Annotated in this window: 15 protein-coding genes; 6 read left to right on the forward strand and 9 right to left on the reverse strand. The window is 40.4% G+C overall.

The features are described 5' to 3' along the window. Positions 1–226 precede the first annotated feature (226 nt). From MTF68_RS12820 to bcsR, 6 genes are read right to left on the reverse strand one after another with little or no spacing between them, the layout of a single operon-like run. The gene (locus tag MTF68_RS12820; RefSeq protein ID WP_248462709.1) at positions 227–4,045 is read right to left on the reverse strand and encodes a cellulose synthase subunit BcsC-related outer membrane protein; all 3,819 of its coding nucleotides are present in this window, start codon (positions 4,043–4,045) and stop codon (positions 227–229) included. After that, positions 4,036–5,163 (reverse strand): cellulose synthase complex periplasmic endoglucanase BcsZ, encoded by a 1,128-nt coding sequence (gene bcsZ, locus MTF68_RS12825; RefSeq protein ID WP_248462710.1) that lies wholly within the window; start codon positions 5,161–5,163, stop codon positions 4,036–4,038. Before bcsZ ends, MTF68_RS12820 begins: the two co-directional genes overlap by 10 nt. Further along, positions 5,163–7,409 (reverse strand): cellulose biosynthesis cyclic di-GMP-binding regulatory protein BcsB, encoded by a 2,247-nt coding sequence (gene bcsB / locus MTF68_RS12830; RefSeq protein ID WP_248462712.1) that lies wholly within the window; start codon positions 7,407–7,409, stop codon positions 5,163–5,165. The genes bcsZ and bcsB overlap by 1 nt, the downstream gene beginning before the upstream one ends. Beyond that, positions 7,402–10,071 (reverse strand): UDP-forming cellulose synthase catalytic subunit, encoded by a 2,670-nt coding sequence (gene bcsA, locus MTF68_RS12835; protein WP_248462713.1) that lies wholly within the window; start codon positions 10,069–10,071, stop codon positions 7,402–7,404. Before bcsA ends, bcsB begins: the two co-directional genes overlap by 8 nt. A gap of 2 nt (positions 10,072–10,073) precedes the next feature. Further along, a complete protein-coding gene (bcsQ, locus tag MTF68_RS12840; RefSeq protein WP_024032290.1) occupies positions 10,074–10,787 on the reverse strand; it encodes a cellulose biosynthesis protein BcsQ in 714 nt (237 codons plus the stop codon). Positions 10,788–10,818: 31 nt separating this feature from the next. Next, positions 10,819–10,998: a BcsR/BcsP family cellulose biosynthesis protein gene (gene bcsR / locus MTF68_RS12845; RefSeq protein ID WP_004588341.1), complete on the reverse strand. Its 180-nt coding sequence runs from the start codon at positions 10,996–10,998 to the stop codon at positions 10,819–10,821. A 114-nt stretch (positions 10,999–11,112) separates the two neighbouring features. Here bcsR and bcsE point away from each other — a divergent pair, with 114 nt between their 5' ends. The 4 genes from bcsE to tyrR all read left to right on the forward strand — a co-directional run bounded on the left by bcsE (position 11,113) and on the right by tyrR (position 16,251). Then, entirely contained in the window at positions 11,113–12,735 is a 1,623-nt protein-coding gene (bcsE, locus tag MTF68_RS12850; protein WP_248462714.1) for a cellulose biosynthesis protein BcsE, read from the forward strand. After that, a complete protein-coding gene (locus MTF68_RS12855; RefSeq protein WP_248462715.1) occupies positions 12,732–12,905 on the forward strand; it encodes a hypothetical protein in 174 nt (57 codons plus the stop codon). Before bcsE ends, MTF68_RS12855 begins: the two co-directional genes overlap by 4 nt. Beyond that, a complete protein-coding gene (gene bcsG, locus MTF68_RS12860) occupies positions 12,905–14,485 on the forward strand; it encodes a cellulose biosynthesis protein BcsG (RefSeq protein ID WP_248462716.1) in 1,581 nt (526 codons plus the stop codon). The genes MTF68_RS12855 and bcsG overlap by 1 nt, the downstream gene beginning before the upstream one ends. Before the next feature lie 209 nt (positions 14,486–14,694). Beyond that, entirely contained in the window at positions 14,695–16,251 is a 1,557-nt protein-coding gene (gene tyrR / locus MTF68_RS12865) for a transcriptional regulator TyrR (protein WP_248462717.1), read from the forward strand. 49 nt (positions 16,252–16,300) lie between these two features. Here tyrR and MTF68_RS12870 read toward each other — a convergent pair whose 3' ends face one another. Further along, a complete protein-coding gene (locus tag MTF68_RS12870) occupies positions 16,301–16,795 on the reverse strand; it encodes a hypothetical protein (RefSeq protein ID WP_024032286.1) in 495 nt (164 codons plus the stop codon). 103 nt (positions 16,796–16,898) lie between these two features. On the opposite strand from MTF68_RS12870, the gene MTF68_RS12875 reads away from it, so the two are divergent. Next, the gene (locus MTF68_RS12875) at positions 16,899–17,435 is read left to right on the forward strand and encodes a thioesterase family protein (RefSeq protein ID WP_004588346.1); all 537 of its coding nucleotides are present in this window, start codon (positions 16,899–16,901) and stop codon (positions 17,433–17,435) included. Positions 17,436–17,495: 60 nt separating this feature from the next. On the opposite strand, the gene MTF68_RS12880 is transcribed toward MTF68_RS12875, so the two are convergent. After that, entirely contained in the window at positions 17,496–18,149 is a 654-nt protein-coding gene (locus tag MTF68_RS12880) for an OmpW family outer membrane protein (protein WP_248462718.1), read from the reverse strand. Positions 18,150–18,410: 261 nt separating this feature from the next. On the opposite strand from MTF68_RS12880, the gene dapE reads away from it, so the two are divergent. Beyond that, positions 18,411–19,595 (forward strand): succinyl-diaminopimelate desuccinylase, encoded by a 1,185-nt coding sequence (gene dapE / locus MTF68_RS12885; protein ID WP_248462720.1) that lies wholly within the window; start codon positions 18,411–18,413, stop codon positions 19,593–19,595. 316 nt (positions 19,596–19,911) lie between these two features. Here the strand turns inward: dapE and MTF68_RS12890 are convergent, their stop codons facing one another. Further along, positions 19,912–21,618: a lysophospholipid acyltransferase family protein gene (locus MTF68_RS12890; RefSeq protein WP_248462722.1), complete on the reverse strand. Its 1,707-nt coding sequence runs from the start codon at positions 21,616–21,618 to the stop codon at positions 19,912–19,914. Positions 21,619–21,735 lie beyond the last annotated feature (117 nt).

A 21,735-nucleotide genomic window follows, 5' to 3' on the forward strand; every position in this document is an offset into this window, starting at 1 on the left:
GAATTGTTGTAATGGCCTTATAATTTTTTGCTTTAGCTGTTTTGTGCCATGGGGCACTAAAACGCTCGACCATCTGTATATTATTTGTAGCTAAGATAATGATTTGCTAAATGGTAGTAACACCACAAGGTAAGAGACACACCCTTATCCTAGTTACAATTGCGCTCAAGTATACATATACCTTAGTGCGAGGGGAAGCATTCGCGATATATCACCTTGCACTGCGTTAAAAGTCTGCATAGGGAATAATTGGGGTGCCAGGAAACTCTAACGTCCCGTACACAGGGTTGAAGTAATAGCGAATATAGAGCTGGCCAAAGTTTGGTTCGTAAAAGTCAGCACGATCGATGGCTAAATAACCACCAAAAAACCAATGCGGCGTTATACGGTACTCAAAGCTTCCTTCAAGATTGTATGACACGCCAGAGCTGTCATCACTCTCAAATACAGGGTCCACCCCGGTAATCGCTTCTCTATCGTAGGCTTGTAGCTGCAAGTCAGTGTCGTTAGGATAAAAATCAATGGCTTGGGTTTTTGTTTGCGAATATGAAATCCCTGTTTTTAAGCGATAAACAAAGTCATCGCCCCAGCGCGCATCGTAGCTTAAAGGTACCGACAACCCAACGTAGTTTTGTGGGCTATAGTAACCGCCGTGGCCCCATGTTTCTTCACTTAAATTATACTGATATGCCCAATGCAATAGACTTGCGCCGACGGTAAACTCGCGTTCTTGATTACTAATAACGCGATAATAAGACCCGCCCATTACTCTATAGCGTTGGTTATCTTTAACATTTTGCCCTTTATAGAGCGTAAAGTCGGCGCTTGACCAAAAGCCCCAATCGCCACCTAAGTCATGAGATAGGTTGGCGGTAAGGCCTGTTGAGCGCACGCCGCCCCAAATTTCACCGGTATTTACATCTTCAAGCCCAGCATAAGAGAGCACGGAGCTTGTTACTGGGCGTTTTTCAAGCTCTAGGCTATAACCAAAGTCGCCAATACTGTTGGCGTAATTTACACCCCATACTATGTCTTCAATTAAAAAGCCAAGTGGGGTCGTGCCTACATCAACACGCCAATTTTCATTTTGCCATCCAATACCTATGTCGACCCCATCTTGCTCAGGGCTTACTTCATCAATAGCACAGGTAAATATACAAAGTGCACCTTGGCCGTAGCGGCTACCAGCAAATTGCTCATCAAAGCGAGTTGTTTGTGCGCTAATAGTGGTTGGGTCTATTTTAATAAACCCTTGGCCTTGCCAAAGTGGAAAGTAGGCCTCAATAGGTACTAAGCCTGCGCCAAGAGTTGCCTCGCTTTCGGTGCTTGTTTGGCCACTAAAGTTTACCCCAATAGCAATGTATGCTTGGTTTTTGCTTTGCTCATTTATAAGCTCGCGTTTAGCGCCATTAATATACCACGCATCATTTTCATCTATGTTAGCAATTTGTTTGTAAAACGATTCATCGTTTAGGCGTTGCTCGCTTGATAGCGTTTTTAAATACCATTGCTTAGCTTGGTCTTGTTCATTAAAATTTCGAGCAACTTCAGCGCCTAAGTAACTAAGCTCTTTATCATTGGGTGATTTAGCAATTAATTGATTGGCTAAAACTAAAGCATCACCTGCGTAATTAAAGTCATTTAACGAGGCCATTATTTGGCGTTGTAAGTAGGCTTGCTGATCATCTGTTTGCGTTATTGCGCGCTCAGTAACTTCTTTTGCCTGAAAGTCGTTACCTAATTCTCTGTAAGCTTTTGCTATTGCAAGCATTGCTTGAGGTTCAATTGGCTGATTGTTTTTCAGTTTTTGCTGATAAACAATAATTGCTGACTCTTGTTGCCCCAGAGCTAAATTAGCATTTATTAATGCCGTGGTGATGGCGGGTGTACTTTGGTACTTTTGATCAAGCTGGTTCAGCTTTGCTAATAATTCGCCACCTTCGTAATACTGATTAATATACGTGGTGTATAAATTGACGTACTGTTCTACTTCGCCAGCACTTGCATTATTTGGCAAGCTGTAATGAGAAAACCATTGTTCTACAGCAGGGCGCTCGCTTTGTTCTAATAGCCACTGCGCGTAAAGCATATGCCAATAAGGTGATAAAGTAGGCTCAGTATTTAATGCGTTATTAATTAACTTTAGAGCGTGTTTTTTCTCATCTATTTGATACCAGCTACGCGATAGTTCGGCTTTCATTACTGGAGTTAAATTTTGCGCTTCTAAATTACTTAAATGAAAAATAGCCGTGGTTCTATTTTTGGTATTTAAGTGTCGCTCGCTTTGTCGAAGAGACTTGTTGAGTCTAAGTTGTTGCTCAAGAGAAATTATGTCGTCATTTCGATCATTAACCGGCACATACTCTAAGGTGTTTAAAGCGCCTTGATAATCATCAATTGAGCGTAAAAATAAAGCATGGCTATAACGTAACTGTGGATTGAGCGGAAACTGCCAAAGCACATTATTAAATAACGTTTTTGCCTTTTGAGTTAACCCGTTTTGTTGATAAATAAACGCTAAATCGTAATAAAGCCAAGGCTGCTCAGGGGCCAGTTCAATAGCCTCTTTTAAGGTTTGTTCAGCAAGCTCTGTATCGCCTGCATCACTATATTGGCGTGCTTTTTCGCGAAGCTGGCTACTTAACGTTGCCGCATACACAGGTTTAAGTTGAGCTTTTTGAGACTGAGATAAAGCATTATAAAACTTGATTAACGACTGCTCATTGTTATCCAATTCAACAATTTCTAATAACCCTGTTAGAGCGCCATTATTAAGCGGATCATTTTTTAACACGGTTTGATAAATAGCGGCCGCTTGTGAATAATTACCTTGAGCAAATTGTAACAATCCGCGGTTATACAAAACGCTAGCAGGGTCTTGCTCAAGTGTGTCGGCTAAATTTAATTTAAGCAACGCCGTTTTAAACTGGCTATTATTAATGGCTTCTTTAGCTTGGCGTATGTAAAGCCAAAACTTTGCCGTGGTGGCTAAGTCTTTTAGCGTTTCTCGCTCGGCAAAGTCGGCGGTATGCGAATACGCCTTAGTAAAATAATTATAAGACGTTTGATTTTTACCCATACGCAAATAAAGGGTGCCAAGGCTGCGCATAATTGCGCCATCGTTAGGGCGCCCTTTGAGCGCTTTTAGTAAAAGCGGCTCTGCGGCAACGAGCTTGTTTTTTTCAAGTAACGCCTCACCTTTAAGCCATAGTTGGTAGGCCGGGTTAGCTAATAATTTTTGTCGCGCTTTTAAATCTTTTTTGAAATCTTGATACTGTAATTCGCCTTTGCTGCTAAACGGATACACGCTAAAGTAGCGCTGAAATTGTTTTTCTGTAGCGCTATTTAATTGCATGTTAGATAAAGCACCTAACCAGATTGTTTCTACTTCATTACTGTAGCGAGAGGTGGCACCATATTTACTTAAAATAGTTAGCGCGGTGCTATCAGTGGGGTTATTTCTGAGTAAGTGGCGCGCATATGCAATATCTACCGCGCCGATGTTCTCGTAACTGCGTAGTAGCCTTTCGTAGCCTTTTTTTACATTTTTCCATTGGCTTTGATCTTGTGCATACCAACTTAAGTGCTCGAGCTCAAACGCTAAGCTTGGATAGGTGTTTTTAAAAAGCCTGCTGTAAATTAATCGCGCTTGTTCGTAACGTCCCGCACGGGCAAGTAATTTAGCTTGTTGTATATCTGCTTTGTCTTCGTTTTCTAATCTAGCAATTAATCGTAACTGTTCTACACAAGGGTGGGTACGTGTGTTGTTACCGTCAATTTTTCTTAAAATTTGATTTGCTTGTATAGCCTTACCATTGGCAAACTCAAAACGAGCAAGCGCACACTGGCTTTCTATTCGATTAGGGGCAATGGCCAATAACTTTTGTAAGCTATCGGCAATTAAATCTTTATTTTCTTGCACTTCACCAATATTGATTTGGCTTAAAAGCCACTCAACAGAGTGTGTATCAATGTCATTATTTGTTTTAGCATGCACACTTGCGCTGACTGCTAACGTACAAACAACAGCCCATTTTAACGACATTCAGTGCTCCACCTTGGCTTGAGCGTCCCGTCTGCTGTTATTAAAAAGCGCTTATTAAGCGCGCTACTACCAAACAGGTTTAATACACTGTCGTAATAGCGTGTTTGTGTGAATGACTTATCGACCATTAACTTTTGTTGAATGGCCATAACCAAAGAATCATCGCCATTTTCTTTTAGCATGGGCAGTAGGGCAGCATTAAAGCCTAATGGGCCACGCTTTTGGGTTTTGCCAGAGCGCGCATAGGTATTTAAAGGGACATAGCCACGGCTGTTTATAGCCTCCACAAAAGGGGTAAACTGCTCGCTTAGTTGTGCTTTGTATGGCGCATCGTTCGCCATCATGCTGGCCCATAAGTAAACCCTAATGGCGTTAAAACTGCCTAAATCGGTTGCTTCTTTATCGTAATAAAAACCTTTTGCTGGGCTATACATCACCCAGTCAGGGCTAACTCCGTTTTTAGCGGTATCCAAAATAAGCTTTGCAGACGCTTCATGTAATTGCTGCCAAGGTGAGTGCGGGTATAATTTGCTAAATTGCTGATAAATAAATAACGGTGAATAACTAGGGTTGAGTTTATAGGTGTTATTTTCAAATTCAAACCCAGCAGGGGCGGGTAATAAAGTAAGCCCTAACCCTGAAATATAGGCGGTTTCTTCTCGCATAATACGCTGCGCTAATACAGCAGCTAAAATACTATAGCGGCGGTCGTCCCATAAAATAGCTGCTTGCGATAAACTATATGCTATCCACAAATCAGAATCTGATGCTGGGTTTGAGTCTATAATCCCATAGGTATCATTACCTGTTTCACCCCATTGCCACGCAGGCAAACGTGTACTTAAATCGCCTTCAGAGAGATGGTCTTGCGTCCAATCTAAAATGCTATCAAACGCGGCTTTATCGTTTGCTACTAGCGCAAAAAATAGTGCGTATGATTGCCCCTCTGAGGTGGTAATATTTTGTTTTGAACCTAGGTCTATTACGCGGCCTTCATCACTAATAAAGTGATTTTTAAATACGTGCCACCCCTGCCAAGGCTCGCACTGCTGCGTTTGCGCTGACACAGAAAAACTTAAAAAAGCGGCTACTAATAATGCTCGGTTAAGTAATGTCATTATTCATCTCCTTCAGCTAAACGCTTATGGGTGAGTGCTTGTAGTAATCGCCATAAAATAAATGAAATTAGTAACAGCGTTAATATAGAAAGCAGGGCTAAAATAAATGGATGGTCAGATAAATGGAACCATACCAGCGTATGTACAGGAATATGACCGACAAAGTATTGCTCTTCGGTTTTTATTGTTTTAACGCCTTGTGAGTTTATAACCGCAGCACTGCCTTTTAATTGGCTTAATGTTTGCGAGTCCATAAGGGTTTTATCAATTAAGCTAAATGCTTTTTCAGTGGTGGCATTAAGTGATACAACAGAGCGTTCAGAATCAAAAGGTGATTGATAAGCTGTAATTACCGCCATATCTCCGCTACTTTTTACACTCACTTGTATTTTATCTGTGGCTTGCTCATCGTATGCACCATTGTAAATTGCTTGCTTTATTTCACGTTGGTTATTCGTTAAAAGTACGTTTGTATGCGCATCTTCATCTAGTTGCTGAGCTGTGCTGCCAGGCTTTGCAACAACTAAAATATCTTTGTCGTCTAAATCAACATTTTCATTTAAATGGGCCACTGTCATTCTGTGGGTTGGATACCCTGTTATTGCACCAAAATGACCGGTAAGATTAAACAGCAAAGTTAACGCTTTTGCAGAAGGCTGCGGGTCAATTAGTACAAGTGTTTGCTGTAAATCGGCATATTTGGTGTACGGGAAGCCACTGTTCGCAAATACATTCAAATCTGGCAGGGCAATGTAATGATCAAAACCACTTACATCAATATTAGAATTACCATCAATAACACCAAACTCACCACCAGGTGGTGCTATTGCACACTCACCTTTTTTCAGCACACCAAATCTAAAATCAAAGTTTAGCTCGTTCCGAGTGGCTAAGTTTATGCCATTCAGTGAAAAGTTTTCTGCGTTTTGTGTAGTATCGGTATTGGCAATAAGTGGCAATAATGTTTTTGTAGTATTGAGTGTAGAATCGTCGTTATCTAACAAATATCCACTAATAAACTTTTGATTAATCAACATATTTAACCGAGAGTCCAAAGACTCGCTCTCGGGTGTGCTGCGATATTGCAATGTAATGGGGATGCCTTTTTCGCGCCAAGTAAATAAATCTGGAGCAAAGCGCACGTTTAATTTTACGGGTCCGTTATTTAACCCTTGTGCTTGTAGCTGATTGTCAAAATCAATTAATTCGTCAAAGTGTACTGCTCTATCAGCGCGTAACCAGCGCGGGGCATCGTACGCCTTGCGAAGCGGTAGTTGGTTAATTGCTTCTATGCTAGCGGTTCTGCCGGTCATGACTTTATGGCCAAAGGCCAATCCCGTGACGGCGGTTTTTAAATCGTCTTCATCACGCCCTAAAATAAGCAACATTTTGCTGTATCTATGTAGTGGGTTTGAAATAATCTCAACGGTTGGCTTTTCCACATCGGGATAGTCTTTTAAAAAGTCAGGCTTTGAATCGTTGGTAATAAAAACCACGCTGTGCGTATCTAATGATTTGTTAATCACCACCGGAAAATCAGCACCACGCCAGTCAGCTTGCGCGCCAAACCAGCTTGAAAGAGTCGCAGCCGCTTCAATCGTTTTGGTGTTAGGTGTTTTTGCAAACACAAACGGTAAGCTTAACTTATTGTAATCTTTGGCATCAAAAAAGGGCTCTGGTAAATATTCTAAACGGCTATCTATTGCCAGTTGCTTTTGATTGAGCGTGATATTGCTCGATTTATTAATTTCGGTCCAAATAGAGCGGCTAAAGTAATCTTGGCAACGTAAATCATAATAACCAACAAGCTCAAACCTAACTTGGTTGTAGTCTTGTACATACTTAGCATTGAGTTTTAGGCTATGGTTAACGGTATTTTTAACCACACTTAGTTGCTCATTTATGGGCAGTACAGTGACTAAGTTTTCATTAAAATACACTTTTAAATGCGACACGTTCGCAATCAATGATGGCGAGTTTGTGTACGAAAAATTAAGCTGTAAATCGGTGCTTAATTTATCAATGCGGTTGGTAAAATCCACTCTTGAGTTGTTGTTTATGCCATCAAGCTTGTAGCCATCAAAGCCTAAAGCAGCAAAGTCTAATCTTAAACTAGACACGTTGGCGCTTTCTGGGTAGCCATTTATAAACACAGATTTATCGTGCATTGGCTCAATAGCACATGCTTTGTAAGCACTGCATGTTAAAAACAGTATTAGAAATGTATTAAGCAAATTTTTAATCATAATTATAATGCACTATTGGTTTTTTAGGGGTGAAAGAGTTTATATATACAACAATTTTTGTCATTAGTTTTACAAAGGGTTGTAATGGCTTAGGAGCATGAAACAATAAATTACTAAATCCTCTTAAACTTGTTTTTTGTACTTCTTTAAAGCTATATGAAGGGCGGTCATGACGAAAATTATTTTGCCAGTCAAGCCACGCATCCGCTCTTGAAAAGGTGCACTGTATAAATGCTTTTTGCTTTTCGAGCGAGAGATCTTTTAACGTTAAGCCTATTTGTTTGTTTCGGGTGTTACATACATACGTTGTAAACGAAAACTGTTTATTTCCGCGGCTCATTAATAGCTCTATTTTGTCGTTTACTCGGCATAAATGAGCGTGCTCTGTTTCAATGCCCACCCCATTATCAGAGTAATCGGTAATTTTAACTTTTAACGTATGCCCATTTGCTAAGCGCACGCCAGCCGGAAAGTTTGCCTTAATACGGTGTGACTGCCTTACTTGCCTAGCTTCTGCAGCAACGGCTACCGCAGCGCCTAAAATAATAATATTATAAATTGCCCAGCCCATGCTGATTAACAAAACGCCCACTTGGCTCGGATCGCCAAAGCCTAAGCGTAAAACACCTACAAGCATGCCAACTAAGTTTATGAGTAAAAGTACCAAGTAGGGTTTAGATATACCCCAATCGTAATGCTCTTTATCATTTAAGCCGCCTTTTTCTGTTACGTTAAACTTACCCTTATTAGGGTTTATTAGCGCAACGGTTGTAGGCTTTAATATGTACCACGCAAGAACAGACTCATACACTTCCCCCCAAAAAGAGTAGCGATATTTACCCTGAATTCGTGAGTTGGTCGCTTTTATTTGTATGAGTGTAGGCACTACATAAATAAAAATAGCTAAAAACGGCGCATAAATAATGTAAGCATTAAAGTATATGAGCGCCAGTGGCGCGGTTAAAAATACAATACGCGGAATGCCCGATAAAAAGTGCAGCATGGCGTTTAAGTAGCACAGTCGCTGTGGTATATCGAGCCCTTTACCTAAAATTGGGTTATCGAGCCTAAATATTTGTGCCATACCCCGAGCCCAACGAATACGCTGGCCAATATGTGCAGAGAGGCTGTCGGTGGCAAGGCCTGCAGCTTGTGGGATATTTATATAAGCGGTTTTGTAACCAGCACGTTGCATACGCAGTGCAGTGTGGGCATCTTCGGTTACCGTTTCAAATGCAAAGCCACCAATATTGTCGAGTGCTTCACGTTTTAAAACGGCGCATGAGCCACAAAAGAAGGTGGCATCCCACATGTCATTACCATCTTGGATCAACCCATAAAAAAGCATGTTTTCATTAGGGATTTGGCTGTGGTTATTTAAATTACGCTCAAACGGGTCTGCTGAGAAAAAGTGATGCGGTGTTTGCACTAAACATACTTTGCTGTCTTTTAAAAATTGCCCCATGGTCATTTGTAAAAATGAGCGGGCAGGTACGTGGTCACAGTCAAAAATAGCAATGTAGTCGCCGTTAGTGTAGCGCATGGCGCTATTCATATTACCGGCTTTAGCGTGGTTATTATCGGGTCGTGTTAAATAACCCACCCCCACTTTTTGAGCAAATTCTTTAAACTCAGGGCGTTTGCCATCATCAAGAATATACACGTTGAGCTTATCAGCAGGCCAATCAATGCTCATCGCCGCAAGCGTGGTAGGTTGTACAACACTTAATGGTTCATTATAAGTAGGAATGTATACATCAACTGTTGGCCATAAGTCAGTGTTTTCTGGCAACGGAACAGGTTTACGCTCAAGGGGGTTTATAGTTTGAAAAAAGCCTAAAATGAGCACTAGCCACGCATAGGTTTCTGCCAGCAGCAAGCCTGCGCCTAACGTAAGCGCAACAGGGTCATCCCAATTGAGGGTTTCTGTGTAGCGCCACCATAAATAACGCGATGAAGTGGTTACCGATAGGGTGATCATTACAATCGTGGCCATTTGCCCTTTAACGCGCTTGAGCCCGTACGCCACTATCAAAATAAAACTAATAAACACGGCTTGCGCTTCTAGGCTAAACGGAATGGTTATAAAAATAGCCAGTAAAAACAAAATAAAGGCTACAACCACATATTTTATTAGTTTATTTTGCCAAATCTTAGCGTCAGCCATGGTTTTAAAAGCACTTTTTTTAGAACCCTTAACGTTTTTTGATAACAAACGCTTTAGTAATCTACCTAGCTTTAAGTCAAACCAACGCAACTGTTTAAGTAAATAACTTACCCCATTATAAAACTGATTTGATAGCCGCTCCCTTACAGAGTTATTTTTGGGTTTGTATTTAAAAAATAACAAATAAACGCTTTGAATGATAAAGCGTAAAATGTTTGAGTAAATAAACGTGCGGTACGGCAAGCGAAGATGCGGGTAGTAATCATACAAAACAAGTTCAAAGTTAATTTTGTGGTCTTTTATATTGATAAACAATGAACTAATCAGCGTAATAAAAGGCATTAAAAAGGCTTCTATTACATTTACTTTGTGCTGGTTAAAATAACTATGAAACTTAAATAAAATATAACGTACAAGTTTTTCAGTAAAAATAATGCTTAACAGTAAATACAAAGTACTGTGTATTGGGCGCTTATAAAATAAAGAAAAGCTCATAACTACAGGGCCGATTTACTTACAAGCCAGCCGGCAAGTGTTTCAAAGTCATCGTTAGCAACACTGTAAGGCGCACAATTAAGCGCTACATTTCTATAGGCTGTAGACTCTTTAATTACTTCATCACTATTTATAAAAAAGGGCGCCATAAGCGGCAAGGTAGATTGCCATAAAGAAAACAGGTCAAACTCAAGTGTTGATGCAGAGTTATAACGATTGACTAAAAAGAAGTGTTTCCACTGGTTGTCAGTGTGTTTTAACGTTTGTAGTTTTTTATAAATTAAGCTGTGGCAAATAGCATCACAATTAACTATTTCAATCACTATGTCGTTTTTATCGAGCGGATAGTGGGTGATATCAATATGTGCAGGGCAATCAAAAAGAAGCCAAGCATTATTGTTATAATCCAGTTTATTGCAATTGTTTATAAAATCGAATAAAGCTGCGGTACTAACACTTTTATCGCCAAAAGGTAAAAACACTATGCCATCACTATCTTGATGAAAGTGCTCAAGGGCTTGTTCAAAGTCCTGCTCGTTACTCCAGCCTTGGTTGTACTGCCAAGGCAGGCCAAAGTGCAGGCCCAAATCGCTTTTAGAGTCTAAATCTATAGTGATAACGTCAGAGCCCGACTTTTTTAATACGCAGGCTAAGTTGGCAACCATAGAAGTAGCGCCAGTGCCGCCTTTAATGCCTTTTAGAAAAATTCTTTGCAAAGGATTGTTTACCTGTCGTTTCAATTACTACTTACGCATTTACTGCACGGTGTATTTCGTTCAGTAATGCGTATTTTTCTATTGTTTGTTTATTTTTTTGTTTATTAACAATTTCAACGTAATCTTCACTTTTGCCGCCAAAACGCCGTGCAAGGTTCTCAATGTCATTTGATGTTAAGGTTTCAGAGCTTTTTGTCGTTAAATTACGCATTGTTGCCTTTATGGTGAAGTTTATTATTTTTATTTAAAGTGGACAATATTTGTCTATTATATATAGAATAGCGGGTAAAACTAGTAAAAAAGTATTTTTTATAGGCTAAATTCAGTGCAAAACTTTAACATTTCAGGCTTGCAGCCCTCTGCTGCAGAGCTAAAACCTGCATCGTTATATGCAATTTTAGCCCCTTTAGACAATTTTGCTACTGAACTGGCATTACATGCAATTAATAAACCCTCAGCCTCTGATATTTATATTGTTTCTTCTCAAATAGAAACATTTTTTGAAGGCCCTTTTAGCGATGCATTAAATCATGCATTTGACCAACACAAAGTGCATCCGTTTAGGTTTTCGGCAGATACACGTGACTGGCCTAAGCAACAAATAATTAACAATACGCTAAAAGAGCTAAATGCTTATAAACAGCTAAATAATGCATTAGTCATTGTTCACTTTAGTACGACTGATTTAGCCTCATTGGATCAAAAACAACTGATTCAAAGTGTTCAGACCTATAAAAAATTTAGTACACAATCAGGAGCGACCGTCTTATTTTTAGTTTCTGGCCCTGAGGTGACTAACTATCGCTTTTTATTAAGGCGGTTAAATTCGGACCTCGATGGGTTGGTATATGTTGAAAATGATTCAACAGTGCGCGTACTAGAGTACGATTATTGGCACCACAGTACAGGTATCATCGCCTCTGTACAGTACCCATTAATGATTGAAAATGGCTGCTTTAAAGTGCAGCAAAATAGTATTACGGAACAACAAACCTCAACATCGGGTGTATTTGCAGATGAAGACGACGTGTGGATTGTACAAGGAGCTATTCCTGAAGGGACCAAGCTTCCTGCAAAATATAAAATAATAAAAGACAACAATGAGCTTTTTTCAAAAGGCCCTAAATTAGAGGCGGCAACATTGGTATTTGCAGTTTCGCGTTATACCGATTTAGCCCTGCTTGCCAAGCAATGTTTTGAGCTGAGAAAAAACTGTGGTCGCTGGCTTAAATTAGTGATTCAGAACGTTGACGGGGTGATCCGCCATCAAGATGAATGCTTATTTTTGACCTTAGGTGTTAATCTTATTTTGTATAGTTTTTCAGAGCCTTCAAGGTTGCTCTCACAAGTTCAGTCAATTCAAGGGTTTCAATTTTCAAGACCGTTACCGCCTTCTATTGAACATGTACTTCAATTTACCGAAAATACCTTTTCTAAAGGTTACCTGCCTTTTATAGAATTTACCAAACAGGTAGAAGTTCACAGCGACTCAGCTGTAAATTTAGGGGTAAGCGGGGTGTTAGTTAAATTAGAGCTTTTGCCTCGGATTGACCCAATCCACCCTTTGCATTTATTTCATATAAAGCGAGAGGGTGACGTATTCAGTTTGGTAGAAAACACCGTGTATTTGTATTTACATGCGTGTCGCGAAAATGATGTAAACAATGCGATAAAGCACTTGTTTAAATTAGAAACAAACGATTTTTTTGCGCAGCAAAATATTATTTCCGATCATTTTTATATTCAGCAAGAATGTAAACAGCTTAGGCGTTATTATGCGGGCCAAGATATAACCGATTACTCTGCCCAATTAAAAGAGAATGAAAGCTATAAATTTTCGCAAAAAATAGATGCAAGTGTTGCAGCTGATTTAGAAACACCAGAGTTTACTAAAAACGAGCGCGCAGATGCTGTGCCGTTTAAAATGGCCATAAAGAGTAACGTATGAGTATCAATCAATTATTGGTTACAGCAATTTTAGCGATGCTAGTTGGCGTATTTTTATGTATGTCGGGGTCGTTGATACTGAAAAAAATAAAAAAATACTATGCTCAGCTTACGTTTAAACATGAAGTACTCGAACCTTACAAACCAAATAGAATAAAGAAGGGTAAATAGTGAAATTATCAGGCTTAGGGGTGTGGAACCTCTATTTTTTAGTTAAGTTTGCACTTTTTTATTATGGTGCAATCGACTTTGGCTTATTAGCAAATGCTGCGCTGGCTGCTTTTTTTGCTATTTCTTACACGCACCCTTTACTAAATAAAGCCAAACATTGGTTAGGCGCAGTAATGGCCATTGTTTTACTTTATAAAGATTCGTGGTTGCCCCCTATAGACCGTTTAACACGCCAAGCTGGTAACGTGCAAGACTTTAGCTTTGGCTATTTTTTAGAGCTCATGGCGCGTGTTATTAATGTTGATATGTTATTGGCACTGTTTGTTATTACTGTGTGCTTTTGGTATTGCTCACAGTGGATACGCTTTACCACCGTAACAGTTGTTGGGCTTATGTTTGTAGCTTGGCAGGGCACAAACAACGAGGATAATTTAATTTCACAGCCAGTGGCGGCTAAAAATGTTCAAACAGCGGCGCCTCGTGCACAAGCACAAGTGGTAACGCAAGAAGCAAAATCGCCTGATCAGCAATTAAAAGAGTTTTATCAGCAGCAAAGTTTGCTAGCAAGCCAATTCCCTCAGCAATATAATGGCGAGTTATTTGATGTCATAGTACTAAATATTTGCTCGATGGCCGTGGCTGATCTAGAGGCCATTGGCGTAAGCCTTGATGATTTATATAGCGATTTTGATGTGGTGTTTTCTGATTTTAATTCGGCGACTTCTTACTCTGGGCCTGCTGCAATTCGCCTTCTACGAGCAAGTTGTGGTCAAACAAGCCAAACTGCCTTATTTGAAAATGCACCAGAGCAGTGTCATTTGTTTAAAAATTTAGAAAACTTAGGTTACAAAAGCAATGTGGTTATGAACCACGACGGCCACTTTGATGAGTTTAAAGGTTTGGTGAAAAAGTTTGGTAAAATAGATGAGCAGCCTTACGATATAACTAACTTACCTGTAGCTCAATACGGGTTTGACAACAAGCCTATTTATTCAGACGGGGCAGTACTAAACTCATGGTTAAATGATAAAGGTGAAGACTGCGCGCCATGTGCTATGTATTACAACACCACCAGCTTGCATGATGGCAATCAACTAGCGAATCAAGCCCGCATGAGTAGCCTTGAAAGTTACCCAATTAGACATAAAAACTTATTTAACGATATTAACGGGTTTATTAAAAACCTAGAAAAACGTGGCCGTAATGTCATGCTGATGATAGTACCTGAACACGGCGCAGCATTAAAAGGCGATAAAGTGCAGTTTGCTGGGCTTCGTGAGATACCAAGCCCAAGTATTGTATCTGTTCCGGTGGCGATTAAGTTTATTGGTAAAAATGTACAAAGCTATTCACAAACGCTTGTAAGCGAATCAACAAGTTACTTTGGTTTATCGGAGCTAATTAGTGGCGTGCTTAGCACAAACTTTTTTGCAGGTAATGGCAATATTGCCGACCTAGTTGATACGCTGCCTCGTGCACCTAAAGTAGCCGAAAACGCTGACACAATAATGATGTATGTTAATAAGCGCCCTTATATTCAATTAGATGGCGGAGACTGGACCCCATACCCGCAAAATTAATAGCATATATGCACGACCCCTTTTAAAACGCAGCTTACACGCTGCGTTTTTTAGTTTTAAGCTGCACGTTATTACAGTTTGATGTTTATAGGCGTGAGTTTACAGTGATAAAGACGATGGCTTGTCCAAATTTGTTTACAATTTACTGTATTGAATAACGGAGTTAGCGTATTATTCGGCTAATATAGTTTTTCCTTATTCGAGGATGTATGCGTCTAGATATTCATTGTGCCGACCGTGTAGGTATTGCCCAAGAGATCCTAAATATTTTAGTAAACTACGATGTTGACTTAAAAGGGATTGAGGTTGATTCGGTAAATTGCCGTATGTATGTAAGCTTTCCTGAAATTGAATTTGAGCAATTTCAAAAAATTATGCCTTCTATTCGTTTGATTGATGGCGTACATGATGTTCGCACAACCGCCTTTTTACCCTCTGAGCGAGAGCATAACGAATTAAATACACTGCTGCGTGCACTTCCCGATGGCGTTATCTCGATTGACGCAAAAGGGTGGGTACGTTTGTGTAACGACGCTGCCTGTAAAGACCTACAGTTGAGCGAAAAAGAAGTGGTCGGGGCCAATATTAATAACCTACTAAAAGGGTTTAACTTTACGCGTTGGTTAGAAGGCAAAGAAGTACTTGGACAAACAACCCGGGTAGATGTTGCCGGTGAAGACTTTATTGCCGATATTTTACCGATTGCCGTCCCGCAAGGTGGTGAAGGTGACGTGTTAGCTGGTGCGGTTATAAATATAAAATCGCAAAGCCGCCTTGGTCAGCAGGTCAGTGCCTTTAGACGTTACGGGCAAGAAAGCTTTGCAACTATTCACAACTTTAGTACTGCTATGCGCCGTGTAGTGCGCGAAGCACGAAAAATGTCGCAGCTAGAAGCCCCCATTTTAATAACCGGAGAAACTGGCACAGGTAAAGAGCTCCTTGCTCGTGCGTGCCACTATGCCTCTAATCGTTCGGTTAAGCCGTTTATTGCACTTTCGTGTGCATCTTTGCCTGATGATGTGGCTGAATCTGAATTATTTGGTTACGCCGGATATGAAGAAAACACCGCACCTAAACGCGGGGTCCTAGAGCAAGCAGATGGCGGTACTGTGTTTTTAGATGAAGTCGGCGAAATGTCTACACAGCTACAAACAAAGCTGCTGCGCTTTTTGCAAGACGGCACATTTAGAAAAGTGGGCGACGAAAACGAAGTAAAAGTAAACGTGCGTATAATTGCAGCCACACAAAAAGATTTACCCGCGATGGTGCAAGAGGGCGTATTTAGAGAAGACTTATACTATCGAATTAATGTACTCACATTAGAGATTGCACCACTGAGAGACCGTAAAGCTGATGTGGGCCCATTAGCCGAGCACTTTATTCAAAAGTACGCACAGCAAAACGGCCACGCAATTCCGCTTTTATCACAAGAGTGCTTACGCTTTTTACAAGAGTACCCGTGGCCAGGTAATGTGCGCCAGCTAGAAAATGCAATTTATCGGGCGGTGTCGTTACTTGATGATAGCGAGCTACGTGTAGAGCATTTGCAATTGCCCACCTATACCCACGATTTAGGCTACTTAGAGTCAGATTTTGAAGGGTCGTTAGATCAAGCTGTAAAACGTTTTGAAGCAACCTTGCTACGCAAATTGTATCCGGCTTACCCAAGCTCAAGACAATTAGCTAAGCGTTTAGGGCTTAGCCACACTGCAGTGGCAAATAAACTACGAGATTACGGTATTAATCGCAAAACTGTTAAAGTTTAATAGCCGCAATCGCAAAACTGTTAAAGTTTAATAGCCGCTTTACTGGGCACTAGCTCTTAGTGCCCATGTTTTTAGTAACCCCATCAATGGCGATAGTTTCTATGCCATTTTCATCAAAATTAATCACTATGCTTGCGTTATTACGAGTAAAAAAGTAACTGCGGCCATTCAGCTCAATCACGTAATTGCCTTTTACGGGGTCTTTAAATTGCTGCTTTTTTAAACTGACAGTATGTTTACCTATTTGCCAATCAAACGCTTCAATAAAGCCATTATTAAACTCTTGTACCCACACTTGGCTATCGTCTTTAGCTAAAGTGATTGCTACCGAGTATGAGTTAGGTAATTGCGACATATCGTAGCTTTTGCTACCTATCGAAAATTTACCAAGCTGCTGCTGCCATGCAAAGCCAAAATTAAAGGTTTTTTCTATACCTGTTGGGTAAGTTACCGTACCTGGGCCTTTAATTGTAAAATCGGCCAGTGCGCTGGTGCTAATGCATAATAAACTGGTTGTGAAAAGTGTCGCTAATTTATATTTCATACTATGACTTTTTTATATTTATAATTTGAGATTAAAACAGAACATTCGCCTTAACAAGTGGCTATGTTACACTGAGTTAACTTTATACTGGTAAGACCTTCTCGTGAACTTATATATTAGACTTCTTTTATTATTTTTTAAAATTAAGCGCAACCGCGACTACCAACAGTTACTTGATACTGTTGATATTGATTACAAAGCGCTACCAACAGACTGCGATATAAACCTGCATCTAACAAACTCGCGTTATTTGGCTATGATGGACTTGTCACGCACTTGGATGATTGAGCGAATTGGTCTATTAAAACAAGTAATGAAGCGCCGTTGGTTTCCTATTGTTAATGCTACAGCCATAACTTATATTCGCGATATTAAACCTATGCAGCGTTATACCATTAGTACCAAGCTGGTGGGGTGGGATCATAAATATTTTTACATTGAACAAAAGTTTCATTCTGCACGTGGCCTGCACGCTATAGCGTATGTGCGCGGTGTGTTTAAAAACAAAAAAGGCATTGTCAGTATTGAAGAAATGCTTGAAGTAGCCGAGTTTGATGGTGTAGCGCCTATTTTGCCAAGTGAAATTATGCACTGGAAAGAAATGCTTGAGCAAAAAAAGGTGAATAACCTTCCTAAATAATTTTCATAAAATAAGGCCTTTCGGCCTTAAACACATAGAACATAGGCGCTGCAAACTTAATTAAAAGCTGTATCTAACACCAAACATGGCAACGATAGGGTCAAGCTCAACGGTTGATGTAAGGGCTTTTGCACCGTTTGCATACACTGTGGCATCGGTATCTATATCAATCATTGACACCATGGCATGTAGCCCCCAATGTTGATCGATTTTATAGTTAGCGCCTACTTGTGCAATAAAGCCAAACGAATCATCAAGTTTTACTTCAACATCATCAGTGCCTAGGGTTGCTTTTAGCGCTTGAGAAGGCTGCTCGTCAAAAAAGGTGGTGTAATTTAACCCTACACCAATAAACGGGCGTAGCGCGTAACTTGTATCTAAAAAGTGGTATTGCGCAACCAATGATGGCGGAAGCTGTTTGATGTCGGCAATTTTATTGCCAGCTAACCCACCCGCGCCATTTACATCGTGCGAAAACGGCGTAGCGGCAATAAGCTCTACCACCCACTTATCGTTAAATGCATAATCGATTGTAATACCTAGCTGCGTGTCAGAGTCGCCTTTGAGACCCAGTGTTGGCGCTTCGTTAATTGCCGAGCTGCTGTTATCTGGATTTACATTAATAGCGCCAACATTAACGCTAAGGTTAGCGTGCGCTGCAGGGGTAATAGCAAGTAAAGAGGTAAGTAATGCAATGCTGATTTGGGTTTTCATGTTGTGCTCCAATAACTACTTTTTGATTGACGCTATTATTACAATCTCCGAGCGTTGAAAACCTGTTCTAGATCAAAGTTTCAAAAATGTTTGAAGTATGTGAACCCTTTTCTTGATTTAGATTAAAGTCAGTGCAAAAAGTATTTTAATTAATTGACACAGTTATATATTTAACGGTCATCGCACTGTATTAACTTTGCCATTATTTGGTCATATTCTCGCGCTTTAATAATTTCTCTTATGGTTATTGAGTGTGTTGTTATGTCTGTTGCAAAAGTATCGCAAAACAGTGTAAGTAAGCCTTTAAGCGCGGTGGTAAAAAATACGCAAACGCTTATTAGGTTTGAGTCTGTAACGCCTAATCAAGGCGGTGCCATAGATTGGCTTAGCAATGAGTTAACTGCGCTTGGCTTTAACTGTGAGCAGTTTATTTGTGAAGGCGTTACCAATTTAATTGCCTACGTTAGTTTTGAGCAAGAAGGGCCATGTGTGGCTTTTTCTGGGCATATTGATGTTGTGCCCGCCGAGTCGGGCAACTGGCTAAGCCCGCCTTTTGCCGGCAATATTATTAATAATGCCGTGTATGGTCGCGGCGCAGCTGATATGAAAGGCGGCGTAGCGGCTATGCTTGGTGCTACTAAGGCACTATTAAAAGATACTAAAAATAAAAAAGGGCGTTTTTACTGGCTTATTACCTCCGATGAGGAAGGAGAGGCAGAATTTGGCTCAGAGGTAATAGCCGCGCGTTTAGCAAAAAATAATATACAGCTTGATGGCTGTATTGTTGGTGAGCCGACAAGCTCTACACACGTAGGCGATACAATTAAAAATGGTCGCCGAGGCGCTATTTCTTCTCGTATAAAAGTACACGGCAAGGCCGGACATGTTGCCTACCCACAGAACACTATAAACGCTGCGCATATTGCGGGTAATATTGTAAATTGTTTAAGTAATTTAACATGGCCTGACGATGAGCCAAGCTCTAAAACCACCTTGCAAGTGACCGGCATTAATATAAATAATGTTGTTGATAATTTAGTGCCTAGCCAATGCGAAATTACCTTTAATGTGCGATATAGCCATGGTTATACAAGCAATGCAATAAAGCACTGTATATCAGCGGCGCTGAGTGAATACGCTCAGCACCTGGAGGTTGAATGGGAGCGAGCGTGTGAGCCCTATTATACGGCACCAACAAACGGGTGGAGTTTATTGCAGCAGTTAGAGCACACCATTTATGCGCAAACAGGGAGTTACCCTATGTTAAGTACCAGTGGCGGTACTTCGGATGGCCGATTTTTTGCAAACCAGCATACCCAAGTTATTGAGTGCGGCGTTAAAAATAGTACCATTCATCAGGTAAACGAGCATGTTCCGGTTGATGATTTACTTAAAATTGAGGCTATTTATACAGACTTATTAGCACGAATTTTTAGCCATAAATAGTAATCGCCCAATAAAAATAAACAGCGAGAATCACCTCGCTGTTTGTTTGAGTAGGGCGTGTTGATCTTTAATGATTGAGTTTGCAGCAGTATGTTTGGTTTTTAGGCAAGGCAGAGCCTATGAAGTGTGGTTATTCCCCATAAATAGGCGATAACGCAGCATAAATGCCAAACATGCGCTGCCCTTCGGGTTCTGCCTAGGGGCGATAAACTCTTTGTTGCTCGGTTTTTACTTAGCCCACTAGGTTACAAACCTCGCGCCGCGATTAAATCGCCCCTAGATTGAACAAATTTCAATCCGTAAAGTTCAACACGCCCTAACCTAAATAGCGCTTGGCTTTATTTTCTTTTACGTTTTGTAAATCTACCAGCACTAACCCATCAATACAGTTGTTAAAGTCGGGGTCGATACTAAAGCTTAAAAACTTTACGCCGCCAGGCTTGCACAGCTCAGTATATTGCTTAAATAGCGTAGGAACTTGTGCCCCCATATTGGCCAGTACATGTTTTAATTCTACAAAGTCTTCTTTTACATCGTTACCACTAAAAACAGTTTTACACTGAGTGAGTTGTTGCTCGCTTAATTTAAACTCGTTATTGGGGGTGGCGAGGTGTTGTTCTGATTTATAATAATGTTGATAGTAATGTACAAGCATGGCTTTTGCTTGTTCAGGTAAGGCGTTAGAAACGCTCACCGCGCCAAATAAGTAACGATATTGCGGGTAGTTTTTAATAAATGCGCCAATACCGTACCATAAGTAGTCTAAGCTTTTACGCCCCCAATATTTAGGTTGCACAAAGCTGCGGCCAAGTTCTATACCTTGCTCTAAATACGGTTTCATTGCTTGTGTGTAACTAAACAAACTATCGGTGTATAAGCCTTCTCGGCCATGTTTCTCTATTATTTCCTTTGCACAAGCAAGGCGATATGCACCCACTAATTCTAGCTGCGTAGGATCCCATAGCACTAAGTGTTGATAATCCATATCATATTTGTCGATGTCGCGGCGTTTTCCGCTGCCTTCACCTACCGCTCTAAAGGCAATTTCTCTCAGTCGTCCAAGCTCTCTAAACACTGGTGAGCTGCCAGTGTACTGGTATAAATGAATATGCATGCCATCCTGTGTTTTGCCTAATAACTGACAACTCTCTATGGCTTTTTTTAGCTCTTTGCGGCACTCGGGTATAGCAATAGGGGTTTGGGTTTTAAGGGGAAGGGGCTTTTTAGTGGTAAGGCGATAAAGTTGTTTGCGAATGAGATTAACGATTTCTTTATCTTTTAAGTTTTCGATTAAATATGACTCAGGCGGAATGGAAGCACCAATTTCAAACTCTAATGACTTTTGTCGCTGCTTAAACATTTCTTTTACTAATAATAAGCTCGCAAGTGGTTTGTAAATCATTGAGGTGCCATAAAAAAGCGGACTGTTTTTAGCTTTTATATAAATAGGTAGAACAGGGCTGTTTGCTTTTTTAGCCATGCGTAAAAAGCCACTGTTCCACTTGCAATCTTTAATACCGGTAGGGCTTAAACGCGAGACCTCTCCCGCAGGAAAAATAAGTAACGCACCTTCATCTTTTAAGTGTTTTTGTATATTACTTAATTCTTGTTTTTTACTGGTTCCCGATAAATTATCTACCGGCAACAGCAGTGAATGCATAGGGGTGACCGACATTAGCATGCGATTGGCAACCACTTTTAAATCTTGCCTAACGCTGGAAAGTACTTTTATCAGCGCAAGTGCGTCGAGCGAGCCAATGGGGTGGTTAGCCACAATAACTAACTTACCTTCGCTGGGTATGTTTTCAATTTGTTTTGGTTTGTAGCGGGTATCAAAGTCAAGCTCATCAAGCACTTGTTCAACAAACTCTAGCCCTTGTAAATGGGGGTAAGCATCGCCAAAGGCGACAAATTCTTGTTCATGTAATAAGTAGCCCAGTCCCTTTTTAACTAAACCTTTTACTTTAGGGGAGTTCTCTAATTGTGGTAAGTTTGCTGCTATTACTTTATCAACGCTTATCATATTAACCTCATTTACAATTTGGCCTATTCGCCATCCTGTTTAGAGTAAAAAAAGGGTGTGACATTTACTTTGCAGTTGTGTGACTTTTTAAAGAGCACATAACGAGCTGCTCAGTTG

The sequence above is a fragment of the Pseudoalteromonas sp. 2CM37A genome (assembly GCF_023161885.1).
GTDB classification, from domain to species: domain Bacteria; phylum Pseudomonadota; class Gammaproteobacteria; order Enterobacterales; family Alteromonadaceae; genus Pseudoalteromonas; species Pseudoalteromonas atlantica.

Coding starts and splice junctions, on each gene's coding strand:
- MTF68_RS12820 (WP_248462709.1), bottom strand. CDS start 4,045: ATGTCGTTAAAATGGGCTGTTGTTTGTACGTTAGCAGTCAGCGCAAGT.
- bcsZ (WP_248462710.1), bottom strand. CDS start 5,163: ATGACATTACTTAACCGAGCATTATTAGTAGCCGCTTTTTTAAGTTTT.
- bcsB (WP_248462712.1), bottom strand. CDS start 7,409: ATGATTAAAAATTTGCTTAATACATTTCTAATACTGTTTTTAACATGC.
- bcsA (WP_248462713.1), bottom strand. CDS start 10,071: ATGAGCTTTTCTTTATTTTATAAGCGCCCAATACACAGTACTTTGTAT.
- bcsR (WP_004588341.1), bottom strand. CDS start 10,998: ATGCGTAATTTAACGACAAAAAGCTCTGAAACCTTAACATCAAATGAC.
- MTF68_RS12855 (WP_248462715.1), top strand. CDS start 12,732: ATGAGTATCAATCAATTATTGGTTACAGCAATTTTAGCGATGCTAGTT.
- tyrR (WP_248462717.1), top strand. CDS start 14,695: ATGCGTCTAGATATTCATTGTGCCGACCGTGTAGGTATTGCCCAAGAG.
- MTF68_RS12870 (WP_024032286.1), bottom strand. CDS start 16,795: ATGAAATATAAATTAGCGACACTTTTCACAACCAGTTTATTATGCATT.
- MTF68_RS12880 (WP_248462718.1), bottom strand. CDS start 18,149: ATGAAAACCCAAATCAGCATTGCATTACTTACCTCTTTACTTGCTATT.
- dapE (WP_248462720.1), top strand. CDS start 18,411: ATGTCTGTTGCAAAAGTATCGCAAAACAGTGTAAGTAAGCCTTTAAGC.
- MTF68_RS12890 (WP_248462722.1), bottom strand. CDS start 21,618: ATGATAAGCGTTGATAAAGTAATAGCAGCAAACTTACCACAATTAGAG.